At 74.2% G+C, this 15,774-nt stretch carries 15 protein-coding genes and 1 tRNA gene; 11 read left to right on the forward strand and 5 right to left on the reverse strand.

The features are described from left to right. Positions 1-172 precede the first annotated feature (172 nt). From J3473_RS13005 to J3473_RS13015, 3 genes are all read left to right on the forward strand, one after another. Positions 173-1,552, forward strand: a complete 1,380-nt coding sequence (locus tag J3473_RS13005) for an FAD-binding oxidoreductase (protein WP_207024044.1) — start codon at positions 173-175, stop codon at positions 1,550-1,552. A gap of 87 nt (positions 1,553-1,639) precedes the next feature. After that, positions 1,640-1,819 carry a hypothetical protein gene (locus tag J3473_RS13010; protein WP_030527035.1) on the forward strand — a complete coding sequence of 60 codons (180 nt, stop codon included), beginning with the start codon at positions 1,640-1,642 and terminating at the stop codon, positions 1,817-1,819. Between the two features lie 104 nt (positions 1,820-1,923). Next, positions 1,924-2,178 carry a DUF6458 family protein gene (locus J3473_RS13015; protein ID WP_030527034.1) on the forward strand — a complete coding sequence of 85 codons (255 nt, stop codon included), beginning with the start codon at positions 1,924-1,926 and terminating at the stop codon, positions 2,176-2,178. Positions 2,179-2,334: 156 nt separating this feature from the next. Here J3473_RS13015 and J3473_RS13020 read toward each other — a convergent pair whose 3' ends face one another. Next, entirely contained in the window at positions 2,335-4,206 is a 1,872-nt protein-coding gene (locus J3473_RS13020; protein WP_207024046.1) for an acyl-CoA dehydrogenase, read from the reverse strand. A gap of 179 nt (positions 4,207-4,385) precedes the next feature. On the opposite strand from J3473_RS13020, the gene J3473_RS13025 reads away from it, so the two are divergent. Together J3473_RS13025 and J3473_RS13030 are read left to right on the forward strand one after the other, a co-directional pair. Further along, the gene (locus J3473_RS13025) at positions 4,386-5,360 is read left to right on the forward strand and encodes an ADP-ribosylglycohydrolase family protein (protein WP_207024048.1); all 975 of its coding nucleotides are present in this window, start codon (positions 4,386-4,388) and stop codon (positions 5,358-5,360) included. 51 nt (positions 5,361-5,411) lie between these two features. Next, positions 5,412-5,954, forward strand: coding sequence for a hypothetical protein (locus J3473_RS13030; protein WP_207024050.1), 543 nt, complete (start codon positions 5,412-5,414; stop codon positions 5,952-5,954). Positions 5,955-5,979: 25 nt separating this feature from the next. Here the strand turns inward: J3473_RS13030 and dacB are convergent, their stop codons facing one another. After that, on the reverse strand, positions 5,980-7,287 hold the full coding sequence (gene dacB, locus J3473_RS13035) for a D-alanyl-D-alanine carboxypeptidase/D-alanyl-D-alanine-endopeptidase (protein ID WP_207024052.1): 1,308 nt from the start codon (positions 7,285-7,287) through the stop codon (positions 5,980-5,982). A gap of 386 nt (positions 7,288-7,673) precedes the next feature. Then, positions 7,674-7,747 (reverse strand) — tRNA-Gly (locus J3473_RS13040). A 96-nt stretch (positions 7,748-7,843) separates the two neighbouring features. Between J3473_RS13040 and dcd the strand changes: the two genes are divergently transcribed. Together dcd and J3473_RS13050 are read left to right on the forward strand one after the other, a co-directional pair. Further along, complete coding sequence (gene dcd, locus J3473_RS13045) at positions 7,844-8,419, forward strand: dCTP deaminase (protein ID WP_030527024.1); 576 nt, start codon at positions 7,844-7,846, stop codon at positions 8,417-8,419. Positions 8,420-8,596: 177 nt separating this feature from the next. Then, positions 8,597-9,346 (forward strand): alpha/beta hydrolase, encoded by a 750-nt coding sequence (locus tag J3473_RS13050; RefSeq protein WP_207024054.1) that lies wholly within the window; start codon positions 8,597-8,599, stop codon positions 9,344-9,346. On the opposite strand, the gene J3473_RS13055 is transcribed toward J3473_RS13050, so the two are convergent. After that, positions 9,309-10,757 carry an MFS transporter gene (locus tag J3473_RS13055; RefSeq protein ID WP_207024056.1) on the reverse strand — a complete coding sequence of 483 codons (1,449 nt, stop codon included), beginning with the start codon at positions 10,755-10,757 and terminating at the stop codon, positions 9,309-9,311. The genes J3473_RS13050 and J3473_RS13055 overlap by 38 nt on opposite strands. A gap of 15 nt (positions 10,758-10,772) precedes the next feature. Continuing rightward, positions 10,773-12,554 (reverse strand): chloride channel protein, encoded by a 1,782-nt coding sequence (locus J3473_RS13060; protein ID WP_207024058.1) that lies wholly within the window; start codon positions 12,552-12,554, stop codon positions 10,773-10,775. Between the two features lie 26 nt (positions 12,555-12,580). Here J3473_RS13060 and J3473_RS13065 point away from each other — a divergent pair, with 26 nt between their 5' ends. The 4 genes from J3473_RS13065 to J3473_RS13080 all read left to right on the forward strand — a co-directional run bounded on the left by J3473_RS13065 (position 12,581) and on the right by J3473_RS13080 (position 15,752). Continuing rightward, positions 12,581-13,099 (forward strand): MarR family winged helix-turn-helix transcriptional regulator, encoded by a 519-nt coding sequence (locus J3473_RS13065; protein WP_207024060.1) that lies wholly within the window; start codon positions 12,581-12,583, stop codon positions 13,097-13,099. Between the two features lie 85 nt (positions 13,100-13,184). Continuing rightward, complete coding sequence (locus tag J3473_RS13070) at positions 13,185-14,327, forward strand: ABC transporter ATP-binding protein (protein ID WP_207024062.1); 1,143 nt, start codon at positions 13,185-13,187, stop codon at positions 14,325-14,327. Between the two features lies 1 nt (position 14,328). Further along, a complete protein-coding gene (locus J3473_RS13075; protein WP_207024064.1) occupies positions 14,329-14,976 on the forward strand; it encodes an ABC transporter permease in 648 nt (215 codons plus the stop codon). Then, entirely contained in the window at positions 14,973-15,752 is a 780-nt protein-coding gene (locus J3473_RS13080; protein WP_207024066.1) for an ABC transporter permease, read from the forward strand. The genes J3473_RS13075 and J3473_RS13080 overlap by 4 nt, the downstream gene beginning before the upstream one ends. The last annotated feature ends 22 nt before the right edge of the window (positions 15,753-15,774 follow it).

Here is a 15,774-nt window from a genome sequence, read left to right on the forward strand (position 1 = left end):
TCGAGTGCGGAAGTGGTCGCTGGGACAGCCACGTGCGCCCTCGAGGCCGGGGAAGGCGGCGGCCTGGTGCATTCGAGGGCGCCGGCGGTCGCCGGGGCAGCCACTTGCGCACTCGACTCCGGTAGGAGGTGCGGGGGCGCGGGGTGGGCGACGCCGTGCGAAGGTAAGGGGCATGGACGCCGCCGTCACCGCAGCCGCCGTCGCCGAGCTCGCGCAGGCCCTCCCGCCGGGGGTCGTCACCACCGACCCCGCCGCGCTCGAGAAGTACCGCCACGACTGGACGCACGACGCCGGCGCCGGCACGCCGCTTGCGGCCGTCCGTGTCGAGGACGCCGCGCAGGTGCAGCAGACCCTGCGCTGGGCGACCGAGCACCGCATCGGCGTCGTCCCCCGCGGCGCCGGCACGAGCCTGTCCGGCGGCTCGATGGGCGTCGACGGCACCATCGTCCTCAGCCTCGAGCGGATGCGCGCCGTCGAGATCGACACCGCCGCGCGCGTCGCGGTGGTCGAGCCCGGTGCGCTCAACGTCGAGGTCAAGAACGCCGCTGTCGCCGAGGGCCTCTGGTACCCGCCGGACCCCAGCTCGTTCGAGATCTGCTCGATCGGCGGCAACATCGCGACCAACGCCGGCGGCCTCTGCTGCGTCAAGTACGGCGTGACGACCGACTACGTCCTCGGCCTCGACGTCGTCCTCGCCGACGGCACCCTCGTGACGCTCGGCGGCAAGCGGGTCAAGGACGTCGCCGGCCTCTCGCTGCTCAAGCTCTTCGTCGGCTCCGAGGGCACGCTCGGCATCGTCACCCGGGCGATCCTTCGGCTCGTGCCCGCGCAGGCGCCGCGCTCCACCGTCGTCGCGCTCTTCCCGACCGTCGCCGACGCCGCCGCGGCCGTCATCGAGCTCGGCCGCACCGTCCGCGCCTCGATGGTCGAGCTGATGGACCGCGCCTCGATCAACGCCGTCGAGGACTACCAGCCGATGGGGCTCGACCGCGACGCCGGCGCCCTGTTGCTCATCCAGTCGGATGCCCCGGGCGCCTCGCGCGCCGAGGAGGTCGCGGCCATCGTCGCGGCCTGCGAGGTCACCGGCGCCAAGGAGGTCGTCGCGACCGACGACCCCGACGAGGCCGAGATGTTCGTCCAGGCCCGACGCGTGCACTTCACCGCGCTCGAGCCGCGCGGCGCCGTCCTGCCCGAGGACGTCGGCGTGCCGGTGCCGCAGCTGCCGGCGCTGCTCGCCGAGATCGAGGCCATCGGCCAGCGCCACGGGGTCGAGATCCCGGTCGTCGCGCACGCCGGCGACGGCAACACGCACCCGGCGATCGTCTACGACGCGACGGACGCCGACTCCGAGCGGCGGGCCCGCCTCGCCTTCGGCGACATCATGGACGCCGCCATCGGCCTCGGCGGCACGATCACCGGCGAGCACGGCGTCGGCCGGCTCAAGAAGGGCTCGCTCGAGGCGCAGCTCGGTCCCGAGGTCATGGACCTCAACCGCCGCGTCAAGGCCGCGCTCGACCCGCAGGGCATCCTCAACCCCGGCTCCTTCGTCTGACCGGATGCCTCGACAGCCGCGCCACGCCGTGCGACCCTGACGGCACGGCAGCCCGGAGGCACCGGACGCCGGAAGGGGAGTGGCGCCATGTGGTGGATCATCGGACTCCTGGCCCTGGTCGTCGTGCTCGGGGTGGTCCTCGAGCGTCGGCGCCGCGGCACGGGCACCCGTTCGGAGTTCACCGGCGACGCGCCCTACGGCGCCGAGGCGGCAGCCTCCCGGATGACCCACAACGGCCCGGGCCTGGGTGGTGGCGGCGGCCAGTAGGCCGCTGCCCGGCGTCGACGAAGTTTGCACAAACCTTCGACGGTGCAGGTCGGAACAGGTACGGTCGGGATGACCGCCCGCCGACCCCTGCCCCAGGAGACCCCATGTACATCGGACTCGGCATCTTCCTCCTCGTCCTCGGCGCCATCCTCACGTTCGCCGTCGGCGACCAGAGCGTGGCCGGCCTGGACCTCGAGATGATCGGCTACATCCTCATGGCGGGCGGCGTCCTCGCCATCCTCCTGTCCTTCGTCATGCAGGCCGGCAGCCGCCGCGGGCGCGTGACGACGACCCGCGAGAGCCACGTCGACCCCAACACCGGCACCCGCGTCGACCGCACGGAGATCGACCCGCGCTGACGCCGGTGCGGCCCGGCCACGCCGGCACGCAGCACGCCCGACGGGCCCGCCCCTCCTGGAGGAGGGACGGGCCAGTCGTCACGTGGGTCCGGGCGCGGCGCGTGCTCCGGGCAGGCGCGCCGGGCCCGGGGTCGGGGGACCGCCGGGTGGGGCGGGTCAGAAGGCGGACTCGGGCACGTCCATGAGGTCGTTGTCGCTGGCCTCGGCCATGGCCCGCTCGGCGGAGAGGCGGGGCAGGACCTGGCGGGCGTAGAAGCGGGCCGCGGCGACCTTGCCCTCGTAGAAGTCCTTCTCCCGGCCCTCGGCGCCGGCCTCGAGCGCGTCGAGCGCGACGGCGGCCTGGCGCAGCAGCAGCCACCCGACGACGAGGTCGCCGGCGCCGAGCAGGAGACGGGTGGTGTTCTGCCCGACCTTGTAGAGGTTGGGCAGCTCGCCGCCCTGGCGCGGGTCGGACTTCATGAGCTCGCCGACCATGTATCCGAGGATGCCCTGGACGTCCTCGACGCCCTGGCCGAGCAGCTCGCGCTCGCGGTCGAGGCGCCCGCCGTTGAGGCCGAGGTCCTTGGCGAACTCCTGCATCTGCGTCGCGAGGTGGGTCAGCGCCTGGCCCTTGTCACGGACGATCTTGCGGAAGAAGAAGTCCATGCCCTGGATGGCCGTCGTGCCCTCGTAGAGCGTGTCGATCTTCGCGTCGCGGACGTACTGCTCGACGGGGTAGTCCTGGAGGAAGCCGGAGCCCCCGAAGGTCTGCAGCGACTCGGTGCCGAGCAGCACCCAGGCCCGCTCCGAGCCCAGGCCCTTGACGATCGGCAGCAGCAGGTCGTTGACGCGGTTGGCGACGTCGGCGGCCGAGCCCTTCTCGAAGGTCTGCTCGCCGGTGGTCAGCACGTGCTGGTCGACGACGTCCTGCTGGCTCGCGGTGAAGAGCACGAGCGCGCGCAGGCCCTCGGAGTACGCCTTCTGGAGCATGAGCGAGCGGCGCACGTCGGGGTGGTGCGTGATGGTGACGCGCGGCGCCGACTTGTCGGTCATCTGCGTGAGGTCGGCGCCCTGGACGCGCTGCTTGGCGTACTCGAGCGCGTTGAGGTAGCCGGTCGAGAGCGTGGCGATCGCCTTGGTGCCGACCATCATCCGCGCGTTCTCGATGACGTGGAACATCTGCGCGATGCCGTCGTGCGCGTCGCCGAAGAGGGTGCCGACGGCCGGCTTCTCGCCGCCGAAGGTCAGCTCGCAGGTCGTCGAGACCTTCAGGCCCATCTTCTTCTCGACGTTGGTGACGTAGACGCCGTTGCGCTCGCCGAGCTCACCGGTCTCGAGGTCGACGGCGTACTTCGTGAGGATGAACAGGCTGAGGCCCTTGGTGCCGACGCCGGCGCCCTCGGGGCGGGCGAGGACGAAGTGGACGACGTTGTCGACCATGTCGGACTCGGCGCTCGTGATGAAGCGCTTGACCCCGCTGATGGTCCAGGTGCCGTCCTCGTTCTGGGTGGCCTTGGTGCGGCCGGCGCCGACGTCCGAGCCGGCGTCGGGCTCGGTGAGCACCATCGTGCAGTGCCAGCCCTTCTCGACGATCCAGCGGGCGAGCTTCTTCTGGTCGTCGTTGCCGATGAGGTACAGCAGCTTGGCGAAGGAGTAGGACGCGGCGAACATCGCGAGCGCGGGGTTGGAGCCCAGCAGCATCTCGTTGGCCGCCCAGCGCACGCTCGGCGGGGCGACGGTGCCGTCGAGCTCGGCCGGCAGGTCGATGGCCCAGAAGCCGCTCTCGCGGTAGGCCTCGACGGACTTCTTGAACGATTCCGGCATCGTGACGGCCTGCGTCTGCGGGTCGTAGACCGGCGGGTTGCGGTCGGCGTCGGCGAAGGACTCGGCGAGCTCGTGCTCCGAGAGGCGCGCGATCTCCTTGAGCATCTCGCGGGCGGTGTCGGCGTCGAGGTCGGCGTAGGGGCCGCTGCCCAGGACCTCGCCGCGGCCGAGCACCTCGAAGAGGGTGAACTCGATGTCGCGGAGGTTGCTCTTGTAGTGACCCATCGTGGTCCTCCCGGGGACGTCGCAAAGTGAGCGCTTGCTCACCAGTGTGCTACCAGCGGGTAACCGACGCAACCACCGGGTGGGTGAGGGCCGTCTCGCCCGTCCGGCGGACCCCGTCGGCCTAGGGTGACGAGACGTCGCGGCCGCCCGGGGGTCGCCCGGCACCGGAGGGAGCGCGGATGGTCACGGCCGAGCAGGACGCGGACGGGGTCGACCGCGCCGTGGGGGCCCTGCTCGGGGTGCACGCCGGCGACTCCCTCGGCGCGGCCGTCGAGTTCTCCTCGCGCGAGGAGATCCGCGCCCGGTACCCCGACGGGCTGTGGGACGTCGTCGGCGGCGGGCCGTTCGCGTGGCCGGCCGGCCACGCGACGGACGACACCGACCTGACCCGGGCGGTGCTGCTGGCCCACCTCGAGGGACCGGACGACGTCGTGCGCGCCGCGGCCGACCACATGCTCGACTGGTTCGAGGGGCGCTGGCCCGGCCGCACCCCCGGCATCCCGCCCCGCGACGTCGGCGGCGCCACCCGGACCGGCCTGACGCGCTACCGCGCCTCGGGCGACCCCCGCCGTGCCGGCTCGGGCCCCGGGCAGGCGGGCAACGGCTCGCTGATGCGCTGCCTGCCGACGGCCCTCGCCGAGCGGGACGCCGCACGCCGCGTCCGCCTGGCCGTGGAGATCTCGGCGGTCACCCACGACGATCCCCGGTGCACGGCGGCCTGCGCCGCGTACGTCGAGGTGGCGGCCGCGCTCGTCGACGGCATCGGGGCCGCCGACGCGGTGGCCACGGGCCTCGCCACCGCGGAGCGGCTCGGCGTCGACGGGGTCGTCGAGGCGTTCGCGGACGACGGGCGGCCGTCGGTGGCGGACCTCGCCGAGGGTCGTGCGCGGCTGGCCGGCGACGGCGGCGGGTACGTCCTCGACTCGCTGCGCATCGCCCTCGCCGCCGTCCTCGATCCCCGTCCGCTCGAGCCCGTGCTCGTCGACGTCGTGCGCATCGGACGCGACACCGACAGCAACGCCGCCATCGCCGGCGGCCTGCTCGGGGCGCGCGACGGCGCCACGGCCGTGCCGGAACGCTGGGTCAGGCTGCTGCAGTTCGCCGACGAGTTCGCCGACGGCGCACGGGAACTCTGGGTCGGTCGGCGCGGCTGACGCCTGCGCGCCAGCCGCGACAGCGCGGCGCTGCGGGGCATACTCGGGGGCGTGAGCACCGCGGACGTCCTCGCCGAGGCGCGCCGGCTCGTCGACGACGGCCAGGCGTGGAAGGCCCGTGACCTCCTGCTCGAGCACGCCGAGACGGACGCCGACCCCGAGCTCCTGCGCGTCCTCGGTCACGTCCTCCACGGGATGGGCGACCTGCCGCGGGCCGGGGCCATCTGGTTCGCCGCCGGCGTCAAGGGCCCCGAGGCCGACGACGCCGTCGCCGCGTGGCGCGAGCAGTCCGGCGACGACTTCGTCGCGATGTGGCGCGCCCTGCCGGAGCCGGTGCGCGAGGAGCCGCGCGCGCCCCGCATCGAGGCGCTGCGCACCAAGGCCCTCGTCGCCGACCCGAAGCTCGACGCGCCGCCGGAGCCGCTCGTGCGACCGGGTGAGCTGACCGCGCCGGACGCCGAGAAGACCTCGGACGCCGACGAGGCGGGCGGCGTGGACGGCGCCCAGGTCATCGGCTGGATCCTCGCGGCGCTCTTCGTCGTGTGCGCCGTCATCGGCATCGTCACCGTGCTCGGCTGGGTCGTCCCCAGCTGACCCAGCGCCCCCGGGGCCGGCGGCGTCAGGAGCAGCCGTTGACGGTGGCGGCGAGCATGTCGAGGCCCTGCTTGAGCGCGGTGCTCGAGGTCCGCCCGTTGACGATGAACGCGAAGACCTTGATGCGGCCGTCGGGGTCGCGGGTGTAGCCGGCGAGCGAGGCGACGTCGCTCAGCGTGCCGGTCTTGGCCCAGACCTTGCCGGCGGCGCAGCGGGAGGCGCTGCTCGTGAACCGGTCGTACTTCGCGGCCAGGGTGCCCGTGCGCCCGGCGATCGGCAGGCTGCGCGAGCTGCGCATCGGGGCGAGCTCGGCGTGGCTCGAGTCGACGGCGCGGTCCATGACCGTCGCCAGCTGTTGCGAGCTGATGCGGTCCGAGCGCGAGAGCCCCGAGCCGTCGTACATCGCGCCCACGGACAGGCCGGCCTGCTGCAGCACGCGCGTCTGGGCGGCGCGGGCGCCGGTCCACGTGGCGTCGCCGCCGGCGGAGCGGCCGACGAGCTTGTGCAGCGCCTCGGCGATCTCGTTGTCGCTGACCAGGAGCATCCGGCCCACGATGTCGGTCATCGTCGCGCCGTCGGACGAGGCGAGGGTCTCGGCACCGGAGCGGACGTTCTCACGACCGGCGTACGTGGCGGTGACGCCGCGGGCCTTGAGGCGGGAGGCGACGTAGGAGCCGACGTCGGCGCTCGTGTCGGCCACGTCGCGCTGGTCGCGCACGAGCCCGCGGACGGGGGTGATGGAGTCGGGGACGTAGCTGGTCTTCCAGCCGGGAGCGAGCGTCGGGGTCGGGAAGACGTCGTCGTCGACGTAGACGCGGATGCTCGTGCGCCCCCGGGCCTTGAGCGTGGCCGCCGTGGTCGCCGCCATCGCGTCCAGCGCGGCGCTGCTGAGCAGCGGGTCCCCGCCGCCCTCGACGACGACGCGGTCGACGGCGGAGCCCTGCCGGACGCTCGTGCGGAACCGCTTGTCCGGGCCGAAGACCGTCAGGGCGTTGTGCGCGGTCACGAGCTTGGCGGTCGAGGCGGGCAGCTCGGTGGTGGTGCCCCTCAGCGACCAGATGCGCGTGTTCGAGGCCGCGTCGATCACGGTGCCCGAGAACGCCGTCCCGAAGGCGGTCGTCGTCACGCGCTGCGTCAGCTTCGTGCGCATCCGCTGGTCCGCGGCCGAGAACGTGTAGCCGCTCGCGGCGACCGGCACCGGACGCGGCGTCGTCACCACAGGGGTGTACGGCCGTGGGGTCGTCGCCCCGGACGCGGTGGCCGGCGCGGCGACGAGGGCCGCACCGATCGCGACGGCGGTCAGCAGGCGGGTGGGGCGGAGGGCTGGGCGCATCGCGCTCTCCATCGTGACGTGCGGTCAGGAGCGGCCGTCAGCCCCTGCCGCCGCGGTCGGCAGGAGGCTAACCCGCTGACTCCCGCCCTGTCCTGCGAAACGGAGCCGGCCCCTCCGAAGGGCCGATCGCTGCCGCCCGGCGCACGCCCGTCCCGAAGAGCCGGCACGTGCGGGGTTGTCGCTGTCCCATCGCGCGGCCGACCACGAAAAGCCCGCACGTGCGGGGTTATCGCTGTCCGGTCGCGTGGCCGAGCACGAGAGGCCGGCACGTGCGGGGTTGTCGCTGTCCGATAACCTCGCCGACCGCGATAAGCCCGCACGTGCGGGGTTGTCACGGCCCGGGGGACGCCGAAGGCCCGGGCGCTGTCGCATCCGGGCCTTCGTGATGGAGCCGATGACGGGAATCGAACCCGCGTGTCCAGCTTGGGAAGCTGGCGCTCTACCATTGAGCTACATCGGCGTGCCGGGTCGAGTGACCTCCCCGGCGCCCGGGAAGTCTAGCCCACCGCCGCAGCCGCCTCGCACCCGGTCCGCCCCGTCCCGGTAGCCTGACCGCGTGCTCCTCTCCGACCGTGACATCCGCGCCGAGGTCGACGCCGGTCGGGTGGCCCTCGACCCGTGGGACCCGGCAATGATCCAGCCGAGCAGCGTCGACGTCCGCCTCGACAAGTTCTTCCGGCTCTTCGACAACCACAAGTACCAGGTGATCGACCCCGCGCAGGACCAGGCGGACCTCACCCGCCTCGTCGAGGTCGACGCCGAGGAGGGCTTCGTCCTCCACCCCGGCGAGTTCGTCCTGGGCTCGACCCTCGAGACCGTGAGCCTGCCCGACGACCTCGCGGCCCGCGTCGAGGGCAAGTCGAGCCTCGGCCGCCTCGGCCTGCTGACCCACGCGACGGCCGGCTTCGTCGACCCCGGCTTCACCGGGCACGTCACGCTCGAGCTGAGCAACGTCGCGACGCTGCCGATCATGCTGTGGCCCGGGATGAAGATCGGGCAGCTGGCGTTCTTCCGGCTGACGAGCCCCTCTGAGAACCCCTACGGCTCCGAGGCCTACGGATCCCACTACCAGGGCCAGCGCGGCCCGACGGCCAGCCGCAGCTTCCAGAACTTCCACCGCGCCGACGTCTGAGCCGTTCCCGGGTGGCCATCCGGTGAGACGGAGGGTGCCGAACACCCCACGACACGCCGATCCTCGCCCGTCCTGCGTGCGGAATCGGTCGTCACGGGGTACGCATCGTGGGTGCGGCTCTCCGCCCGTCCCTGTCCCACGGCTGGACCCGCCCGACCCGCAAGGGGGGAACGAACGATGTACGAGCGCGCCGCCCACGGTCGGTCCCGCACCGCCGCCCACACCTCCCGCACGCCCCGCACCCCGGTGCGCCGTCCCCGCCGACGCACCCTCGAGTCCCTCCTGCTCGCCCCCGACGGGGGTGGTGGTGCGCGCCTGCGCGGCCACGTCCCTGACCGTCCGCAGGCCCTCGTGCTCGTCCTCCACGGAGGGCGCGAGAGGAGCCGCGCCAAGGTGACGCGCTGGCAGCTCGCCGTCCTGCGGATGCTGCCCTTCGCCGGCTCGCTGCGCCGGGGCCTCGGCGACCAGGTCGCCGTCGTCCGCCTCACCTACCGGGTGCGCGGCTGGAACGGCCACGCGGCCGACCCCGTCGTCGACACCCGCTGGGCGCTCGAGCGCATCCGCCGCGTCCTGCCGGGCGTCCCGGTGGCCGTCGTCGGACACTCGATGGGTGGCCGCGTCGCGCTGACCGTCGCCGCGGACGCCGGCATCGCGGCCGTGGCGGCCCTCGCCCCGTGGGTCGAGGGCGACCTGCGCGCCCCGCGGGACGGCCGACCCGTCCTCCTCATGCACGGCTCGGCCGACCGCACGACCGACCCGCGGCGGACGGCCCTCGTCGCGGAGCGCTGGCAGGAGTTCGGCGTCCCCGTCACGTGGGTCCGGGTGCCGGGCGAGCGCCACGCGATGCTGCGCCGCGCGCGCCGCTGGCACGACACCGTGACGGAGTTCGTCAGCGGCGCGCTGCCGGTCGCAGACCGAGCCAGCTGACCGCCGCGCCGGCCACGAGCAGGCCGGCGCACCAGAGCATCGCCCCGCGGTAGCCCGCGGTCATGGCGACGGGGTCGAGGTAGTCCTCGCCGGCGAGCCCGACGACGCCGGGCAGCGCCGCGACCGCGAACAGGGACCCGGCCCGCGCCACGGCGTTGTTGACGCCGCTGGCCACCCCGGCATGCCGGTCCGGCGCGGCGCCCAGCACCGCGGCCGTCAGCGGCGACACCAGCCCCGCGAGCCCGAGCGCGAAGACGACCATCCCCGGCAGCACGTCGAGCCACCCGGCGGAGGCGTCGACGCGCAGCAGCAGGAGGCTGCCCGCCGCGCACAGCAGCGGGCCGACGGTCATCGGCAGGCGCGGCCCGATGCGCTCCGCGAGCGCCGCCGAGCGCGACGACAGCAGCATCATCACCACGGTCAGGGGGAGGGCCGACATGCCGGCGGTCAGCGCGCTCCATCCGGCGACCTGCAGCTCGAGCACCACGAAGAGCGTCACCGCGCCCAGCGCCCCGTACACGAGGAGCGTCATCGCGTTGGCCGCCGAGAAGACGCGAGAACCGAACAACGACAACGGGACCAGCGGATGGGCCGAGCGCCGCTCGACGGCGACGAAGCCGACGGCCGCGGCCGCCGCCACCACCCAGCACCCGACGAGCGCCACGGGCGCCAGCGTGCCGGCGGCGGTCAGCGCGTACGTCGTCGCCCCGAGAGCGACGACCGTGAGCACCGCGCCGGCGACGTCGAAGCGCCGGCCGGCGGCGCCGGGGTCGCGGCTCTCGGGGACGCGTCGACCCGTCAGGAGGACGACGGCCGCGCACAGCGGCACGTTGATCGCGAAGACCCAGCGCCACGACGCGTGGTCGACGAGCCAGCCGCCGACGAACGGCCCGAGCGCAGCGGCGATGCCCGAGAAGCCGGCCCACGTGCCGATGGCCGCCGCGCGGTCCGCCGGGCGGAAGGTCGTCTGGATGATGGCGAGCGCCCCCGGCGTCAGGAGGGCCGCCCCGACCCCCTGGAGCACCCGCAGCCCGACGAGCTGGGCCGGGGTCTGCGCCAGGGCGCACGCGACGGACGCCAGCGCGAACCACACGACCCCGACCTCGTAGACCCGCCGCCGGCCCCAGCGGTCGCCGAGCCCGCCACCGACGAGGACGAGCGAGGCGAGGGCCAGCAGGTAGCCGTTGACGACCCACTGCAGCTGCGCGAGCGAGGCCCCGAGGTCGGCGCCGATGGTCCGCAGCGCGACGTTGACGACGCTGCCGTCGAGGATGGCGACCCCGGTGCCGAGCACCAGCCCGGCCAGCACGAGCCGTCCCTGCGCCGAGCGGCGGTCGAGGTGCTCGTCGGCGGGGACGGGCTCGGCGGCGGTGGTCACGGGGGTCGCAACACCGGCGCGGCCGCCGGGCATCCCGGCGCTGCTCGGTCAGCTCGGTCGGGCGGCCCGGATGCCGGTCAGCGCGTCGCGGTAGGTGACCCAGCCGACGGGGTCGACGCCGTCCGCGTCGAGCACCGGCATCCCGCCGACCCCGCTGTGGTCGAGCGCGTCGAGGACGCGGTCGAGGGTGTCGGTGACCCGCAGCGGCTCGGGCAGCTCGGTGACCATCGACGCCGGCTCGACCTCGTGCCGACCGTCGACGAGCGCCTCCGAGACCGCCCGCGCGGTGACGACGCCGTGGTAGCCGCCGGCGGCGCCGACGAGCGGCAGCACCCCGTAGCTCGCGCCCGACAGCCGGGCCGCGACCTCGCGCAGGGGTGTGCCGGCCTCGACCGGGGTGGGCAGCGGGCGCATCACGGTGCCGACCGGGGTGCGCGCCGCGCCGGACTCCGGCGGCGCGGTGAGGTCGACCCCGCGCCGGCGCAGCTTGAGGGTGTAGACCGAGTCGGCGGAGAGGCGGTGGCTCACGAGGGTCGCGACGACGATGGCCGTCATGAGCGGGAGGATGATCGAGTACTCGTTGGTCAGCTCGAAGAGGATGACGACCGCGGTGATCGGGGCCCGGGCCGCGCCGGCGAAGACCGCACCCATCCCGATGAGGCCGTAGGCGCCGATCGGGCCGGCCACTCCCGGCAGGGCCGCGTGGGCGACGGCACCGAAGGCCGCGCCGAGCATCGCCCCGATGAACAGGCTGGGCGCGAAGACGCCGCCGGAGCCGCCGATGCCGATGGTCAGCGAGGTCGCGACCATCTTCCCGACGAGCAGGACGACGAGGAACCCCAGCGCGTAGCGGCCGTCGACGGCGTCGCCGAGCACGGGGTAGCCGACGCCGTACATCTGCGGGAGGACGAGGAGGACGAGGCCGAGCAGCAGGCCGCCGACCGCGGGCCGGGCCCACTCGGGGCCGCGCCAGACGGCGTCGCAGACGTCCTCGACGCGGTAGAGCACCTTCGTGAAGGCCACGCCGACCGCGCCCGCGACGACCCCGAGCACGGCGAAGAGCAGGTACTCGCTCGGGTGCCCGACCGTGAAGGCCGGCAGCGTGAGGAAGGGCTCGTCGCCGAGCACGGCGCGCCCGATGGCCGAGGAGGTGACGGCCGCGAGCACGACGAGGCCGAAGGACTGCGCGGTGAAGTCGGCGAGGATGAGCTCGAGCGCGAAGAACACGCCGGCGAGCGGGGCGTTGAAGGTCGCGGCAATGCCGCCGGCCGCGCCGCACGCGACGAGCACGCGCATCCGGGGCTCGCTGACCCGCACGAGCCGCCCCACGGTCGAGCCGAGCGCCGACCCGATCTGCACGATCGGGCCCTCGCGGCCGACCGAGCCGCCACCGCCGATGGTCAGCGCCGACGCGAGCGCCTTGACACCGGCCACGCGCGGCTTGATGCGTCCGCCGTTGCGCGCGACGGCGAACATCACCTCGGGCACGCCGTGCCCGCGGGCCTCGCGGGCGAACCGGTGGACCAGCGGCCCGTAGACGAGGCCGGCGACGACGGGCGTGAGGACGACGAACCAGCGGCCGAGTCCCGGCAGGTGCGGGTTGGCGGCCCCCGGGACGGCCGCGTAGTCCTCGTGGCCGGTCAGGAGGCGGGTGGCGGTGCCGACGAGCCAGCGGAAGGCGACCGCCGCGCCCGCGGTGCCGGCGCCGACGACGAGGGCCATCGCGAGGAGCCCGCCGCTGCCCAGGCGGAGCCGGTCGAGGCGGACGGCGAGCCGCTGACGGAGGTCCGGTCGGGCGGGGGTCGTGGGCGTGGCGGGGGCGACGGACATGTTTGCAGTATGCAATAGTTGCACTTGTGAGTGAAAATCGACCGGCCGCGACACCCCCCGCCCCCGGTGCCGAGGGCGCGGACGAGCTCGACGCGATCGTCGGCGCCGTGCTCGTCTCGTCCCGGGTGCTCGTCGCCGTCTCGGCGCGCTCGCTCGCGGACGTGGAGGAGAGCCTGACCCTCACCCAGTTCCGCGCCCTCGTCGTGCTCAGTGGCCTGCGCGAGACGCGCCTGAGCACGCTCGCCGAGCGCCTGGGCGTCGGCCCGTCGAGCGCGCTGCGCACCGTCGACCGCCTCCTCGCCGCCGGCCTCGTCACCCGGCAGGAGGACGCGCGCGACCGGCGCGCGGTCGTCCTCGGGCTGACCGACCGGGGCCGGGAGGTCGTCGACACCGTGACCGACCGGCGACGCGCGGCCATCGCCGAGGTCGTCCGTCGGATGCCGGCCGAGCGCCGCACGGGGCTCGTCGCGGCGCTCACCGCCTTCGCCGAGGCGGCGCACGAACCACTGCCCGACCCCGCCCGGGAGCCCGCCGACAGCTGGTGAGCGCGGGTCTCGATCCGGTCTCGGTCCGTCGAACGTGCGTCATCAGGGGCGCTCCACCTGCGGTTGCGCGCACTAGGGTCGACGGATGATCCGCTTCGACGGCGTGACCAAGCAGTTCCCCGACGGCACGGTGGCCGTCGACGACCTGAGCCTCACGGCACCGACGGGCAAGATCACCGTGCTCGTCGGACCGTCGGGATGCGGCAAGACGACGAGCCTGCGCATGGTCAACCGGATGATCGAGCCGACGAAGGGGTCCATCTCCCTCGACGGCCAGGACACCGGTCGGATGAAGCAGTCCGAGCTGCGGCGCGGCATCGGCTACGTCATCCAGCACGCGGGGCTCTTCCCGCACCGGACCGTGCTCGACAACATCGGCACCGTGCCCCGGCTCCTCGGCTGGGACCGCAAGCGCACGCAGGAGCGCAGCCACGAGCTGCTCGAGCGCGTCGGGCTCGACCCCGTGCTCGGCGACCGCTATCCGGCGCAGCTCTCCGGCGGCCAGCAGCAGCGCGTCGGGGTCGCCCGAGCGCTCGCGGCCGACCCGCCCGTCATGCTCATGGACGAGCCGTTCTCGGCCGTCGACCCCATCGTCCGCGACCAGCTGCAGGACGAGTTCCTGCGCCTGCAGGACGAGCTCGGCAAGACGATCATCTTCGTCACGCACGACATCGACGAGGCCATCAAGCTCGGCGACCAGGTCGCGGTCCTCCGGGTCGGTGGCCGGCTGGCGCAGGTCGCCGAGCCCTCGTACCTCCTCGCCCACCCGGCGGACGACTTCGTCGCGGACTTCGTCGGCCGCGACCGCGGCTACCGCGCCCTGCAGTTCCAGCGGACCCCGCGCCTGCCGCTGCGCTCCGAGCGGACCATCGTCCTCGGCGAGCAGCCCGCGGCGGGCAGCGCGGCCTGGCTGCTCGTCGTCGACGAGCAGCGCAAGCCGCTCGGATGGGTCGAGCCGGCGCGCATCGGCTCCCGGGGCGTCGAGGACGCCGACCTGCACCGCGGCGGCACCGTCGCCCGCGCCGCCGGGACGCTGCGGGGCGCGCTCGACGCGGCGCTGTCCTCGCCGTCGCGGCGTGGGGTGGTCGTCGACGACAGCGGCGTGCTCGTCGGCACGGTGCTCGCCCACGAGGTGCTCAGCGCCATCGAGGACACCGACCGGCCCGAGCGCGACGAGGAGGACCCCGTGCACGGCGGGGCGGTCGCCCTCGCGGAGGAGGGGGCCTGAGGTGGACTGGCTCGCGTCGAACTGGCGCACCGTCATCGACCTCGCGGGGCAGCACCTCTACCTCGCGGGGGTGCCGCTCGTGCTCGGGCTGGTGCTCTCGCTGCCGCTCGGCTGGGCGGCGAAGCGCTGGCGCGGGGCGTACCCGGCGGTCGTCACGACGAGCGGCCTGCTCTACACGATCCCCTCGCTGGCGCTCTTCATCATCATGCCGATCGTCCTCGGGACGAAGATCCTCGACCCGGTCAACGTCGTCGTCGCGATGACGATCTACACCGTCGCGCTCCTGGCCCGCACCGTCGCCGACGGCCTGATGTCCGTGCCCGACCACGTCGAGCAGGCCGCGACCGCCATGGGCTACCGGGGGCTGCGCCGGCTGGTCGGGGTCGAGCTGCCGCTGGCCGTCCCGGTCATCGCCGCCGGCCTGCGGGTCGCGGCCGTGAGCAACGTGAGCATCGTCAGCGTGGCCTCGCTCGTCGGCGTCTCGCAGCTCGGCACGCTGCTCGTCGACGGGTGGCGCCGCATCATCTGGGGCGAGCTCGTCACCGGCATCGTCGCGTGCCTCGTGCTCGCGCTCCTGCTCGACGGCCTCATCCTGCTCCTTGCCAAGGCGTTGACGCCCTGGCGCCGCGTGGCCGGAGGTACCCCATGATCGGCTCGCTGCTCTCGTGGCTCACCGACCCCGCGAACTGGTCCGGGTCCGACGGCATCCCCACCCGGCTGCTCGAGCACCTGATGTACGCGGTGCTGACGATGGTCATCGCGGCGGTCGTCGCGCTGCCGCTCGGCCTGTGGATCGGGCACAGCGGCCGGATGCGCTGGCTCGTCACCGCGACGAACGCGGCCCGCGCCATCCCCACGCTCGGGCTGCTCTTCGCGGCGTCGCTGCTCGTCGGCCCGGTGCTCAAGGGGGACGCCGCCTATCTCGCGCCGAGCATCGCCGTCCTCGTCCTGCTGGCCGTCCCGCCGCTGCTCGCCGGCACCTACGCCGGGGTCGAGGCCGTCGACCCGGCCGCGCGCGACGCCGCCCGCGGGGTCGGGATGACCGGCTGGCAGGTGCTGCGCCAGGTCGAGCTGCCGTGCGCGCTGCCGCTCGTCATGTCGGGCCTGCGCACCGCGGTGCTCCAGGTCGTCGCGACCGCGACGATCGCGGCGTACATCGGCCTCGGCGGGCTCGGGCGCTACCTCGTCGACGGCATCGCCCTCGGGGACTACCCGCGGGCCGCCGGCGGCGCCCTGCTCGTGGCGCTGCTCGCCATCGCCCTCGAGGGCCTGCTCGCGCTGCTCCAGCGGCGCCTCGTGTCGCCGGGTCTCACCGGTCGGGGGCGTCGTGTCGGTGGGTCACGAAACGATGACGAATCCGTCTCCGCGGAAGCAAACGCCCGGACGGCTGTTGCTCCGGGTGGGAGGTCGGGTACGAGCTCCTGACCCGACCTGCCTCGCGAGCCAT

Origin of the sequence: Phycicoccus sp. DTK01 (assembly GCF_017312765.1) — a bacterium.
GTDB classification, from domain to species: domain Bacteria; phylum Actinomycetota; class Actinomycetes; order Actinomycetales; family Dermatophilaceae; genus Phycicoccus; species Phycicoccus jejuensis.